Origin of the sequence: uncultured Porphyromonas sp. (genome assembly GCF_947254915.1) — a bacterium.
GTDB lineage: Bacteria > Bacteroidota > Bacteroidia > Bacteroidales > Porphyromonadaceae > Porphyromonas.
Map to the genome: position 1 here is coordinate 1 of NZ_CAMYEZ010000060.1, position 12,290 is coordinate 12,290.

The 12,290-nt window shown below is 53.4% G+C and carries 11 protein-coding genes; 8 read left to right on the forward strand and 3 right to left on the reverse strand.

Going from position 1 to position 12,290, the window contains the following annotated elements:
- The 8 genes from ribA to panC form a co-directional block, all read left to right on the forward strand.
- Positions 1–1,031 (forward strand): GTP cyclohydrolase II (gene ribA / locus Q0X57_RS04815; RefSeq protein ID WP_297728435.1); only part of this gene is annotated, 1,031 nt, incomplete at its 5' end.
- A gap of 29 nt (positions 1,032–1,060) precedes the next feature.
- On the forward strand, positions 1,061–1,861 hold the full coding sequence (locus tag Q0X57_RS04820; protein WP_297728436.1) for a hypothetical protein: 801 nt from the start codon (positions 1,061–1,063) through the stop codon (positions 1,859–1,861).
- Positions 1,862–2,428: 567 nt separating this feature from the next.
- Positions 2,429–2,953, forward strand: coding sequence for an rRNA maturation RNase YbeY (gene ybeY, locus Q0X57_RS04825; protein ID WP_297728438.1), 525 nt, complete (start codon positions 2,429–2,431; stop codon positions 2,951–2,953).
- A 21-nt stretch (positions 2,954–2,974) separates the two neighbouring features.
- Positions 2,975–4,003, forward strand: a complete 1,029-nt coding sequence (tsaD, locus tag Q0X57_RS04830; RefSeq protein ID WP_297728440.1) for a tRNA (adenosine(37)-N6)-threonylcarbamoyltransferase complex transferase subunit TsaD — start codon at positions 2,975–2,977, stop codon at positions 4,001–4,003.
- Between the two features lie 10 nt (positions 4,004–4,013).
- On the forward strand, positions 4,014–4,505 hold the full coding sequence (locus Q0X57_RS04835; RefSeq protein WP_297728443.1) for a CinA family protein: 492 nt from the start codon (positions 4,014–4,016) through the stop codon (positions 4,503–4,505).
- Between the two features lie 35 nt (positions 4,506–4,540).
- The gene (locus Q0X57_RS04840; protein ID WP_297728446.1) at positions 4,541–5,902 is read left to right on the forward strand and encodes a PDZ domain-containing protein; all 1,362 of its coding nucleotides are present in this window, start codon (positions 4,541–4,543) and stop codon (positions 5,900–5,902) included.
- 89 nt (positions 5,903–5,991) lie between these two features.
- Positions 5,992–7,269, forward strand: coding sequence for an S-adenosylmethionine:tRNA ribosyltransferase-isomerase (locus Q0X57_RS04845; protein ID WP_297728449.1), 1,278 nt, complete (start codon positions 5,992–5,994; stop codon positions 7,267–7,269).
- 45 nt (positions 7,270–7,314) lie between these two features.
- Positions 7,315–8,175: a pantoate--beta-alanine ligase gene (panC, locus tag Q0X57_RS04850; RefSeq protein WP_297728452.1), complete on the forward strand. Its 861-nt coding sequence runs from the start codon at positions 7,315–7,317 to the stop codon at positions 8,173–8,175.
- A gap of 4 nt (positions 8,176–8,179) precedes the next feature.
- On the opposite strand, the gene thiL is transcribed toward panC, so the two are convergent.
- Genes thiL through sppA form a run of 3 tightly spaced genes read right to left on the reverse strand, consistent with a single transcriptional unit; the run spans position 8,180 to position 12,186 of the window.
- Entirely contained in the window at positions 8,180–9,214 is a 1,035-nt protein-coding gene (thiL, locus tag Q0X57_RS04855; protein ID WP_297728455.1) for a thiamine-phosphate kinase, read from the reverse strand.
- Between the two features lie 3 nt (positions 9,215–9,217).
- A complete protein-coding gene (gene lpxK, locus Q0X57_RS04860) occupies positions 9,218–10,351 on the reverse strand; it encodes a tetraacyldisaccharide 4'-kinase (protein ID WP_297728458.1) in 1,134 nt (377 codons plus the stop codon).
- 50 nt (positions 10,352–10,401) lie between these two features.
- Positions 10,402–12,186 carry a signal peptide peptidase SppA gene (sppA, locus tag Q0X57_RS04865; protein ID WP_297728460.1) on the reverse strand — a complete coding sequence of 595 codons (1,785 nt, stop codon included), beginning with the start codon at positions 12,184–12,186 and terminating at the stop codon, positions 10,402–10,404.
- Between the last annotated feature and the right edge of the window lie 104 nt (positions 12,187–12,290).

Sequence of the window (12,290 nt, forward strand, 5' to 3'; positions counted from 1 at the left end):
TCACTGAGGACCGTGCAGCCCAGCTTGAGCTTAATATGCAGGTGCATGAGAATACGTCGCTACACGAGACTCCCTTTACCGTGACGGTCGACCTCATCGGCCACGGCTGTACGACGGGTGTCTCCATGTATGATCGTGCCATGACCATCAAAGCGCTAGCAGATCCCAATACCAAGCCCACAGACCTAGCTCGTCCTGGTCACGTCAACCCGCTGCGGGCGCGCAATCGTGGCGTGCTACGTCGTGCTGGCCACACAGAGGCAGCTATTGACCTAGCGCGTCTCGCTGGTCTCCAGCCTGTAGGCGCACTCATCGAGATCATCAATGAGGATGGGACGATGGCGCGTCTTCCTCAGCTCGTAGAGATCGCTAAGCAGTGGAATATGAAGATCATCTCCATCGAGGACCTCATCGCTTACCGCCTCAAGACGGACTGCATCGTCGAGGAGGGCGTAAGGGCTAAGCTTCCGACCGAGTGGGGCATGTTTGACATCATACCATTTCGCCAGAAGAGCAACGGACTAGAGCATATTGCCCTCATCAAGGGTGATATTTCGACCAATAAACCGACCCTCGTACGTATGCACAGCAGTTGCGCTACGGGCGACATCTTCGGCAGTCTGCGCTGCGAGTGCGGAGAGCAGCTCCACAAGGCTATGGAGATCATCGAGCAGGAGGGCGCGGGCGTCATCGTCTACCTCAACCAAGAGGGACGTGGCATCGGTCTGATGGACAAGATCAAGGCATACAAGCTTCAAGACGAGGGGCTCGACACGGTCGATGCTAATCTGCACCTCGGACACAAGGTCGACGAGCGTGACTACGGTGTCGGAGCTCAGATACTTCGTGCTATTGGCGTGACCGAGATGCGCCTGATGACCAATAATCCAGTCAAGCGCGTTGGCCTCGAGGCTTACGGACTGAAGGTCATGGAGACTGTGCCTCTAGAGATCAAGCCTAATCAGTACAATGCCCACTACCTGCATACCAAGAAGGTGCGTATGGGGCATGACCTACACAACGTCAAGTAAACAACGTATAATCAAACCACAATAGAACTATGAAGAAACTCATTCTATCCACCCTATTACTCCTCGGAGTGATGACCTCTGTCTTCGCTCAGGAGAAGTACGACCTACGTCTGAACCTCAAGAAGGGGCAGACCTTCACCTATCAGGTGACGGCCAACAATCCTATGACCATCTCTATGATGGGGCAGCAGATGGAGATGAAACAAGCCCAAACTATCACCTATACCTATAAGGTACAGGACATCAAGGATGGAAACTACCTGATGGAGATCAGCATTGATCGTATGCAAGTTTCCTCTAGCTCTATGGGGCAAGAGATGAATGTGGATACCGACTCAGAGGCTAAGGACGAGATGACCAATCAGCTACGTAAGATAGTCAATCAGAAGGTTACTCAGTGGGTGGACGCTAAGCTTAAGCCTCTAGGCGAACCTGAGGGTGAGGCGGTAGATGACTTCGTCAAGAAGGGTGTCCTCACTATGGCTATGGTTCCAGCATTCTTCCCTGCAGAGCCGATAGCACAGGGGGAGTCCTTCGCAGTCAATAGTCCGCTCTTCTCTGGCGAAGATGCTAATACAAAGTATGAGGGTGTCGTCACGCTGATAGCTGTATCTGATACAGACTATACATTCCGTGCCAACGGTAAGACGACCGCCAATTTTGAGGGCTTGGTCATTGAGGGCAATGGCATAGACAACATCGTCCTGGACCGCAAGACTGGTATGATCAAGAACACATTCGGTACAGTCGCACTCAAGGGTAGTGGCAATGTACAGGGTACCCAAGCAGAGGTCGCCTCAAACACGATTACCTCGATCCGCCTACTCTAAGAGTACGCGAACAGACTACTCCAAACATAGTACAACAGCTAACAAGAAAGGCACCTGCTCCTCGTCTGGGGCAGGTGCCTTTCTTCAATTATAGCATTCCCTTGTTTGGCGTGCTGAGAGAGCCCCTGAGGGTCAACGCTTCGGGCACTACACTTCACGATTTTCTAGAGCTTACTCGTCTATAGTTGCACTTTTCTCTTGACGCTATCGGCTGCATACTGATTTGCTCCCGAGAAAATGAAATTCTCCACAGAGCAAACGGCAAAATCTTCCGAACTTTCATTTCATTCTTCCGAACTTTCATTTCACTCTTCCGAAGTTTTATTTCATTCTTCCGAGGAAATAGCCGTTTCCCAGCGAGCTTTTGGGCAAATTCCTCCGAGGAAATCGGAATTCATTGGCAAAAGCTGTTGGCGCTAGTCGCTTCCCCTGAGCCGTCCCAAATAGGAACTAGCCATAAGTCTAAAGAAAACATTACCTTTGCAATACCATATGAGGCTGTTACAGTCAACAGCCTCACAAGATTGCAAGCCAAGCCTGCATGCAGATAGATTTAAGAGACGAGATATGCAATTTAACTACTATTCGGACAACGAAGTGCTGATGCCACCCGTGAGGCGACAGATCGCCAACCGTTGGATGCGTCGTGTATGCGACGAGATGAATCGGACGGTCGGGGAGATCAACTTCCAGTACACTGACGATGAGGGTATTCTGAAGGCAAATAGAGCATTTCTCCAGCATGATTACTATACAGATGTCATCACCTTCCCCCGAGAGAGTGAGCAGGAGGGCGATGATGCAATCTATGGAGATATACTCATCAGCATCGACACCGTTGCGACGAATGCGCAGGAGCTGGGCGTGCCGTTCAAGCAGGAGCTGTACCGTGTGATGATACATGGCATCCTGCACCTCTTGGGCATTGATGACCAGACCCAATCTGAGCGGGAGCTGATGCGCATGGCCGAGGATAGAGCGCTCATGCAGCTCGTTGAAATGCTGGAGGGACGAGACTATTTCCTTGAGCAGGGCGGATCAAAGTTCTTCAAGCATATCGACAAAGTCTGCGCTGAGGACAAGGCTCGCTAACTAATCTCACGACACAGCATCATGACATCTTCATCTTCTCTCATCTTAGGTATCGAGAGCTCGTGCGACGATACCTCGGCAGCTGTGCTACGGGGCGGGCTCCTCTGTAGCAATGTGATCGCAAGTCAAGAGGTACACAGCAAGTATGGAGGCGTGGTGCCAGAGCTGGCGTCACGAGCCCATCTGCAGAACATCGTTCCTGTCGTACAGCAGGCGGTAGCGCGTGCCGGTGTCACGCTGGCCGACCTTGATGCGATCGCCTACACACGTGGTCCGGGGCTTCTCGGTTCGCTCATCGTCGGGACCAACTTTGCCAAGGGGCTGAGCTTAGCACTCCACATCCCACTCGTCGAGGTCAATCACTTGCAGGCTCACGTCCTCGCACATTTCATCGCTAAGCCTGAGGAGCCACACACGCCACCCCCATTTCCCTATCTCTGTCTACTCGTCTCGGGCGGTAACTCACAGATCGTACAGGTCAATGCGCCTGATGATATGCGCATACTGGGTCAGACGATCGACGATGCGGCTGGCGAAGCCTTTGACAAGTGCGCCAAGGTGATGGGACTCGGCTATCCTGGTGGCCCGATCGTCAATAAGCTCGCCAATGAGGGCGACGCTGAGCGCTTTCACTTTAGCAAGCCTCAGGTACCAGGGCTGGACTACAGCTTTAGCGGGTTGAAGACCTCTTTTCTCTATACGCTACGTGATGAGCTTGCCAAGGATGCTGACTTTGTAGCGAAAAACAAAGCGGATCTCTGTGCCTCACTCCAAAAGACGGTTATCGACATCCTCATGAGCAAGCTACTACGCGCCAGCAAGGAGACCGGCATCAAGCACATCGCTGTGGCTGGTGGCGTCTCGGCCAATACGGGTCTGCGTGATGCTTACCACGCTTATGCCGAGCGATACGGCTGGCAGGTCTACATACCGCCCTTTGCCTTTACGACAGACAATGCCGCTATGGTTGCCATGGCGGGAACCTTTGCCTATGAGCGAGGAGCCTACGGATCGATAGATGCCGTTCCCTTTGCCAAGACAATGATTTAACCCACGCTTTATGCCCACTCCTCAGACGACAGAAGAGCAGCTACAGCGTCTCATAGCGCATTGGCTAGAGCAGCACGAGAGCGTCTCGACCTGCGAGAGCTGTACGGGTGGCTATATAGCGAGTCAGCTGACGTCGCATGCGGGTAGTTCGCACTGGTTCCAGGGAGCCCTTGTGACTTATCAGATAGAGCTCAAAGAGCGACTAGCCCATGTGCCAGCTGCCACCATCGAGCAGTATGGCGTTGTGAGCCGAGAGGTTGCTGAGGCGATGGCTAGTGGCGCGCGCCAAGCCTGTCGTAGCACCATCGGCATAGCGACCACAGGCGTGGCTGGGCCAGCTGGCGGTACGGCAGAGACACCCGTCGGGACTGTCTGCATCGCTATAGCGACACCTCGGGGCGTTCACTCGGAGCGCTTGCAACTCACAGGCTCTCGGCAAGAGATCGTACGGCAGACCTATTGCGAGGTTATTAATCGGCTCTACCACTTGGAGCTGGAGTAAATCTTTTCACCATCACACTCAAAGAACAGACTACAATGAAACGACTATACCACACCACCGTGCTACTCATCCTAGCACTCTGCTCCTTTGCCCTGACAGTGCAAGCTCAGAAAGCTTACGTCGGACTGGAGTACCAGATGAGCTACAACGACAACTGGGGAGCCAATCGCCCTGTCATCCTAACCGTCTATCCCAATAGTCCTGCAGCGCAAGCTGGACTGCGTGAGGGAGACATCATCGAGGCGATCAATGGACACGAGACTATTAAGATGTCCGAGGAGGAGATGATCCGCGAGTTGCAAGGCGAGGGAGAAGTATCTGACGACTTACTCCTAGTTGTTTCCAACTTTGCTTACCATCGTGTGGTACGTCATCTCAAGCCGACGGCTCAACCTGCCGATGCGCTCACGGAGCGGGACATCGCTCGTGCCTTTGGCATGTACAGCCTAGAGGACGAGTCCGATATATTGATCTCTTACCCCATCAGCTCAGGCACAGAGGGCAAGACGGACTTGATCAACTATGAGACCTTTGGCTTCGTGCGCACCAACAAGCAGCACACCAATCGGGACGTCCTCATCGAGCAGCAGATCTCCGAGGCACTGCAGGCCAAGGGGCTTACCTACGATCCGAAGAATCCTGACCTCCTCATCGACACCTATTATAGTATCTCCGAAAACAGCGCCTACGACGCCACCGAAGCTCGTCGCTCTGCCGTGCAAACGTCGCTACGCATTGACCCCAAGGCGCATAAGCTCGTCGAACTGCCGATCCTACCGATGGGAAGCGACAAGACGCTGGCTCGCTTCTATCTAAAGTTTGGCATCACCATATATAGTGGTGTCAATGAGCGCAAGATGCTATGGACGAGCGAAGCCGAGGAGCTACTCTCTGACGACTATACGCTGACCGACTACACCGCTCTGACGGTGCCAGTGATGCTCTTGCAGTTCCCCTTCACACGCTACTTCAATTCGCTCGTCGTTCGCTTCGCCACTCATAGGTATCTGTCGCTGGGAATCAACTATCAGGCAAATAACACTTCGACTATTCACTCGCTGTCACTACACTCACCAGCTGCCGAGGCGGGGCTGCGTGCTGGAGATAATATTGTTGCCATCAATGGACGTCCTCTAGGCACTGCCGATGAGCTTTCTAAGGGTTATCTGGCCTTTGTCAAGAAGAGCATGTCCTACCGCAGCACGACCATCCCTTTGCGATCAAAGATGGACCAACCAATTGTCGCTATTGGGACTCGGAAGACTACGCTCGAGTTGCTAAGCTCCTGGACAAGGATAAGTACTTCGGAGGCTTTAGCTACCTCTTTGCCTTCAATCCCTGGATCACGACAGCACCCCGCACGGGTGTCACCATCGACTATCTGCGTGACGGCGTGATGCAACGTGTCATCGTAGAGCCTAAGCTACAGGAGGCTTGCTACGTGACGCTTGAGTAGTACTGCAGAGCTAATCAAAGGATCAAAAGTATGTGTGACAAGCCTCATACGCAGCACTGGGTCGATATAGACATCAACGACTACGACTACCCGCTCCCTGACGAGCGTATCGCAGCGCATCCGCTGGCGGAGCGTGACCAGTGCCGGCTCCTCCTGAGCGATGCTACGGGGAGGTTGGAGGACCACACCTTTGCCGAGCTACCAAAGCTACTCCCGCCCCATGCGCTCCTCATTCGTAACAATACGCGGGTCATCAAGGCGCGCATCTTCTTTGTCAAAGCAACGGGTGCCCGCATCGAGATACTCTGCTTAGATCCCTACAAACCTGTCAGCTACGAGGAAAGCTTATCTTCGCTCGGCTCATGCTCCTGGCACTGCCTCGTGGGCAACTCGAAGAAGTGGCGCCCCGAGCAAACTATCTCCTGTACACTCCCATTAGCTGGTGGACAAGCTATCACGCTACAAGCGAATAGGGAGGCAGACACACCAGACGTAGTTACCTTCAGCTGGAGCGATGAGACCAAGAGCTTTGGCGAGATACTAGAGCTGTGCGGTCAGCTACCCATCCCTCCCTATCTCAATCGAGAGACCGAGAGCAGCGACCTCACCGACTATCAGACCGTCTACGCTCGCATTGAGGGCTCCGTGGCGGCGCCGACAGCGGGACTACATTTCACGCCAGAACTAGATGACCAGCTCCTAGCCGAGGGGCACCGCATCACCGAGCTAACGCTCCATGTCGGTGCAGGCACCTTCCTACCCGTCAAGGGTCGTCAGGTCGCTGATCATCAGATGCACAGCGAGTATTGCAGTGTGCCGACAGCAACGCTGGAGACGCTCCTAGAGCATATCGACAGCCCCTTTGTACCCATTGGGACAACTTCTGTACGCACCTTGGAGAGCCTCTACTGGTTTGCCGTTGCGTTGCAACAAGCAGAGCAAGAGGGCAGGGACGTGGCAGAGCCCTTTCACCTAGATCAGTGGTATAGCTACCGAATGCGTCAGAGCTGTGGTGCAAGCTTGCCGTCACGCCGTGAGGCGCTGGAGATATTGCTCCGCTATGCGCACTACAAGGGGCTTGATCGGCTCACTTTCTCCACAGCGCTACTCATTGCCCCAGGCTATCAGTATCAGATGGTAGACATCCTGGTGACCAACTTTCACCAGCCGAAGAGCACGCTCCTGCTACTCGTCTCGGCACTCATCGGACCCCACTGGCGCACGCTCTATGAGCACGCCCTCGCTGATGCGCACTACCGCTTCCTCAGCTATGGCGACGCCTGCCTGCTCTACCGACAAGAGCTATAAGTTGAAATCAAATCATACACACCCTTTTCAGCATATCACACACAAATGAAAGTCATCACAACGGTTGCTGCATTACAGCAAGAACTCTCTAAGCTACGCCAAGAGAACCCCTCAGCCCGTGTCGGCCTAGTGCCTACGATGGGTGCCCTGCATGCGGGACACCTGAGTCTAGTGGCTGCTGCTAGAAAGCAGTACGACATCGTCGTCGTGTCGGTATTTGTCAATCCCACGCAGTTCAACAATCCCGAAGACCTGCGCACCTATCCCCGCAAGCCAGAGGAGGATCTAGCACGCCTTCGTGACGGTCAGGTAGATATCGCCTTCCTGCCCACCGTCGAGGAGATGTATCCCGAGGCGGATACACGTCAGTTTGACTTCGGCTTCCTCGGAGAGACGATGGAGGGAGCGCATCGTCCAGGGCACTTCAACGGTGTAGCGCAGATCGTGAGCAAACTCTTTATGCTCGTGCAGCCCGATGGCGCTTTCTTTGGCGAAAAAGACTTCCAGCAGATAGCCATCGTACGAGAGATGGTTCGCCAGCTCGCTCTGCCCGTAGAGATACACAGCTGTCCCATCATCCGCGAGGCTGACGGACTAGCGCTGAGCAGTCGCAACCTCCTCCTCACCAGCGAGCAGCGTGACGTAGCGCCACGCATCCATGACACGCTGGTAGCCAGCCAAGCGCTCATCCCTGAGCACTCGCCACGAGAAGTCGTTGACTTCGTCGTCTCACGTCTCGCAGAGCATCCGCTCCTGCGTCCTGAGTACTATCAGATTGTCGATGGCAAGACGCTTCGTCCCCTCGAGTCGTGGAGCGATAGCAGCGACCCCGTCGGCTGCATCGTCTGCTACTGTGGCGAGGTTCGTCTCATCGACAACATTCACTACAAGACCTCAGCCAACTAGCTAACTAACCGAAGGCGTTCCACCCCTGAGCTTTGAGTTCGTGCTCGGCCCGATCAGTCGAGACCCAGCGACAGCCCTCAGAGGCGTCCGTGACATGTCCTATGATGGAGACGCCATCGATGTCGGAGACTTGACCGACCTGGGCTAGTGGCACGGTGAAGAGAAGCTCGTAATCCTCGCCTCCATTGAAGGCTGCCGTGATGGGTGACATATTCATCTCCTCGCATAGCGCTAGCGTCTCACGGTCTAGAGGTAGTCGATCCTCAAAGACCCGTATGCCTACCTGCGACTGCTCCGCTATGTGTAGCAGCTCGGAGCTTAGTCCGTCACTGATGTCTATCATCGCTGTCGGGGTGACTCCCTGCTCAGCCAACTTGCCACGCAACCAGCGTTGCGCAGAGGGCATAAGCTGACGCTCAATTAGGTATTCGTAACCCTCAAAGTGTGGCTCAAACTCCTCCGTCGGTGCGCTTAGGAAGGTGCGGTGCTCACGCTCTAGGAGCTGGAAGCCCATATAGGCTGCGCCTAGATTGCCTGTTACGCAGATGAGGTCGTTAGGTTGAGCTCCCGAGCGCAGGACGGCTTCGCCCTTAGTAACGGAGCCTAGGCATGTGATGCTTATGGCGAGTCCGTTTTGCGAGGCACACGTATCTCCGCCGATGAGGTCCACCTGGTAGTGCTGGCAGGCCAGCTTGATACCTTTGTATAGCTCTTCTATCATCTCGGTCGTGTACCTTGCCGAGATGCCTAGAGAGACTGTGATCTGCTGGGGGATGCCATTCATGGCGCAGATGTCAGAGACGTTGACCACAACCGCTTTGTAGCCTAGGTGCTTGAGTGGCATATAGGTCATATCAAAGTGTACGCCCTCGAGAAGCATATCGGTCGTGACCAACAGCTCTTCGTCAGGCTTCATCTGCAAGATGGCAGCATCGTCACCGACGGATATGCGGACACGGTCGGGAGATATGATGGCAAACTGCTCAGTGAGCTTTCGGATCAGTCCAAACTCTCCTAAGTCAGAGATAGGTGTATTCATAGATTATTCCTTTTCTTCTTCCTCCTTGTGCTCCTCTTCTTGAGACTGTGTACGTGTAAACTGCGCAATATGCTCCAAGACAAGCTTGCGCAGATCCTCCTCGCCGTGAGACTTGAAGCGCACCTGTATAGGCAGGCGGAGGAAGCGCTCACGTAGCTCACTGCTCATGTAGGACTCCAGCTCGTAGATCTTGACCGCATCCTTGTCGGTACAGAGGAAGACCACCTCCACACCGCGCGCCTGATAGTCTGTTAGGATGTTTTCCCATGTGGTCACGTTGCGTCTAGAGTAATGGTGATGATCTGCATAGGGTAGGGTCACCACACGGGAGAAACCACGCTCTACATAGGCGAAGAACTCCTCAGGGTGGGAGATACCCGACAGGGCAATGACGACGGCATTGGTGTCAATCTTTATAGCCTGGGTATCTCTTCGGAAGATGGGAACAGGATTATCGTACTTTACCTCGCTAAAAAGGAGCTTCTGATGCGGATAGAGGTCTAACCGACGCTCCGTAAAGGTGCAGTCTATCGGCTTGAGTAGGGTAGGACACTTGGTCACGACTACTACATCGGCACGATAGCGCCCACGAGCTGATTCACGAAGGCGACCCGCAGGGAGCAGCGCATCCTCTGTCATAAGTCTATTGTAGCTGGACAAGAGGATGGAGAGCGAGGGCTGCACGGAGCGATGCTGGAAGCCATCGTCCATCAGAATCACATCGGGACGCTGCGAGTAGGGCTGACTGACTAGATAGTTTATCGCACGCACCCTATTGCCATCCACGATAATCTGTACCTTGTCGCCAAACTTGCGCAGGATCTGAGCAGGCTCGTCACCTATGCGGTTGGCGCTATCGCCTAGTTCGGCGACCTTTAGTCCTCTAGATCTACGCTTATAGCCTCGTGACACGATAGCGATGCGCAGATCTCCCATAAGCATACGGACGAGGTGCTCTATCATAGGAGTCTTGCCTGTACCGCCTACGGCAAGGTTGCCGACACAGATGATGGGTATGGGAAACGAATGACTCTTCAGACGCCCCATATTGTAAAGGCTATTGCGTAGCGACACACCCACTCCGTAAAGAGCGGAGAGTGGCAATAGCCATCTATTGACCTTGGGTGTCTGATCCATGCTGAGAGAGAGTCAAGAGGGGAGAAAAAGTTTGTATTGTCTCTGAGGTACTAGAGATCTACTACCAGAGGCAGACGAGCCTGAAGCCCAGACATAGTTCGTAGCTCACGGAGCTGGTCTATGTAGCGAATCTCATCTTCGGTAAACCAAGAGTTCATCAGCTTCATACGTACGCTCTGCGTCGATCTATTGAATAACTCTTGGATTACATTGACCTCACGTCTTGCGTAAGTCACATGATAGCTGTCATATCCAGCCTGTGTAGCTGCATAAGCGATAGCATCTTGTAGACCGCCCAGCTCATCTACGAGTCCTAGTCCCAGTGCCTGAGCACCAGTCCATACACGTCCCTGAGCTATTGAATCTACCTGGTCTCTTGTCATACCACGACCCTCGGAGACACGCTTGAGGAAGAGCTCGTAGCCACGATTGACATACTGCTGAAATAGTCCTCGCTCCTCCTCCGTCCATGGACGGTCTAGGGCGCCTAGGTCAGCATAGCGAGCTGTCTTGACCACATCTTGATGTACTCCGATCTTGTTAGCCAGCTTGGTCGCATTAGGTACGACACCAAAGATGCCGATAGAGCCCGTAATGGTCGAGGGCTCGGCAAATATGTAGCTAGCGCCCGAAGACATATAGTATCCACCTGAAGCGGCGTAGTCTCCCATAGAGATGATGACTGGTTTGTTTTGGCTAGCCTTATGGACGGCATACCAGAGCTGCTCAGAGATATAGCTACTACCGCCTGGCGAATTGACACGTACCACGAGTGCATCATAGTCGTCATCTTCGCCCATCTCTAGGATACGATCGGCAAGGTCACTAGTGACCACCTTCTTGGTGTTAAATGGAGAGTCAGCCTCCTCCACATTGATCTCGCCCTCAGCAAAGAGGACACCTATATTAGCATCTCCGCTAGAGGCAGAGCCACGGGCTGCATACACATCACGTAGCGAGACGAAGTAAAGGTCATTTGGCTCATCTACATCCACGAGCGAGCAGAGCTGCTCTAGAGCTTGATCCTGATAAAGTGCTCCATCGATGAGTTTGTTGGCTAGATAAGAGTCGGTTGACCGGACAGACTGCATACTGTCCGCTAGAGTCTGCAGGCGTGTGCTGTCTAGCCCACGGCTAGCACCCACTTCGCCTAGGATGCGACCCCATATATCGCCAAGGTAAGAGGAGATTTGGGTGCGATTTGCCTCGCTCATACTGTTGAGCATGTAAGGCTCTACAGCACTCTTGAAGGTACCCACCTTAAAGACCATCATCTCCACGCCAATCTTGTCCAGCAAGTCCTTGAAGAAGACAGCCCCGCCAGACAAGCCATCGAAAGCGATAGACCCCTCCTTATTGACATAGAGTTGATCCGCTACGGAGGCGAGGTAGTACCCCTTGAGTGAGTAAAAGTCTGAGTAGGATACGATAAATTTGCCTGTCTGCTTGAAGTCCTCTAGCGCACCTCTGAGGGCTTCAGCCGAAGCGAAGCCACATCCTGGGTCCATCATATTGAGATAGATACCCTTGATGCGGTCATTATTCTTAGCCTCGTCAATAGCCTCAAGCACATAGGAGAGAGGCAGGTCTTGACACCCGTTGCTCTTGTCAAAGCCTAGCTCAGCCCAAGGGTCGGATACGTATGTATCGGACACCTTAGCGAGATCAATCTTGAGGATGCTCCCATCCTTGATCTTCTGAGTTTCGTTATTGGCTCCGACGCTCAGAGCTGCGACAAAACCAATTAGAGCGATGATAGATAGAGAGACGAAGATGACACCACTCGCCACGATGGCCAGCAGTGTCGCAAAGAAAGTCTTCCAAAATGAATTCATACGGGGTCTATATAAATATGTCTATTTAGCAAGTATTAGCACCGCAAAGGTAACAAATAGATATTGAATAAGCTACATATATCGGTGCCTTCTATAGGGGGGAT

Bases quoted from the DNA above. Each gene is read 5' to 3' on its own strand.
- lpxK (WP_297728458.1), bottom strand. From the start codon at position 10,351: ATGGATCAGACACCCAAGGTCAATAGATGGCTATTGCCACTCTCCGCT.
- thiL (WP_297728455.1), bottom strand. From the start codon at position 9,214: ATGAATACACCTATCTCTGACTTAGGAGAGTTTGGACTGATCCGAAAG.
- tsaD (WP_297728440.1), top strand. From the start codon at position 2,975: ATGACATCTTCATCTTCTCTCATCTTAGGTATCGAGAGCTCGTGCGAC.
- Q0X57_RS04820 (WP_297728436.1), top strand. From the start codon at position 1,061: ATGAAGAAACTCATTCTATCCACCCTATTACTCCTCGGAGTGATGACC.
- sppA (WP_297728460.1), bottom strand. From the start codon at position 12,186: ATGAATTCATTTTGGAAGACTTTCTTTGCGACACTGCTGGCCATCGTG.
- Q0X57_RS04845 (WP_297728449.1), top strand. From the start codon at position 5,992: ATGTGTGACAAGCCTCATACGCAGCACTGGGTCGATATAGACATCAAC.
- Q0X57_RS04840 (WP_297728446.1), top strand. From the start codon at position 4,541: ATGAAACGACTATACCACACCACCGTGCTACTCATCCTAGCACTCTGC.
- ybeY (WP_297728438.1), top strand. From the start codon at position 2,429: ATGCAATTTAACTACTATTCGGACAACGAAGTGCTGATGCCACCCGTG.
- panC (WP_297728452.1), top strand. From the start codon at position 7,315: ATGAAAGTCATCACAACGGTTGCTGCATTACAGCAAGAACTCTCTAAG.
- Q0X57_RS04835 (WP_297728443.1), top strand. From the start codon at position 4,014: ATGCCCACTCCTCAGACGACAGAAGAGCAGCTACAGCGTCTCATAGCG.